1 protein-coding gene is annotated in these 766 nt (G+C 64.8%); it reads right to left on the bottom strand.

Annotation, left to right across the window (positions count from 1 at the left end; genetic code table 11):
- Window positions 1–750, bottom strand: a 750-nt coding sequence (locus KLP40_RS21050) for an IS5 family transposase (protein ID WP_215595810.1), incomplete at its 3' end; no start/stop codon positions are given.
- Window positions 751–766: the final 16 nt, after the last annotated feature.

The following is a 766-nucleotide window of genomic DNA, read 5'->3' as shown; positions in this document are numbered from 1 at the left end:
GCTGGTGTCGTAGCGCACGCGCAAGGTCTTGAAGCCGTCGAGCCAGGCGTTGGCGTGCTCGCCGACGGCGCGGCGGCGGTAGAGTTCGGGGGCAAAGAAGGGGTCATCGTCCGTCTGCCAGTCGGCCGCGCGGCCGTTACGGGGAATGTTGGCCTGGATGTCGCGCCGGGCGCATTCCTGGCGGAAGGCGGTGGTATCGAAGGCTTTATCGGCATTCACAAACAGGCCCGCCACGGCAATACCAGCCGCCTCGAGCGTGGCGCAGAGTTCCCCGAACAACTCGGGCAAGCGGTAGCTGTCGGCGTGCTGGCCCGCCTGCGGGCTGGCACAGGCCAGCGGCTGGCCCTGGTTGTCGACCACGAACAAGGCCGTGGTGGTGCGGGCCTTTTTGCGGCCCTGATAGCCCACGGCCTCGCCCCCGTTTTTGGCCGGCGTGTGGCTGCCGTCGAGCTGTACGCTGGAGCAGTCCAGGTGCGCCCGGTGGGCGTGCAACACGCGGGCCCACATCGTCTGCCAGGAGCCATCCTTGCGCCAGGCGTTGAAGCGCGCGTACACGCCTTGCCACGTCAGGCAGGCACCCGTAAAAAACTGCTTGACAGGCAAGTAGCGCCACTGGCAGCCGCTCTTGAGCTTGTATAAAATGGCTTCGACCAACTCACTCGGCTCCACCACCGAAGGGCGGCCGTGGGACGAAAAGGTCAGCGCCGGCAGAATCCACTGCCGAATCATATCTTTGGAAAGGACTTCCATTGGAAAGACGAAAAGA

This window comes from Hymenobacter piscis, assembly GCF_018760735.1.
Lineage (GTDB): Bacteria > Bacteroidota > Bacteroidia > Cytophagales > Hymenobacteraceae > Hymenobacter > Hymenobacter piscis.
Note: the sequence above shows the minus strand (reverse complement) of the source record. Positions and strands in the feature narration are given on the sequence as shown.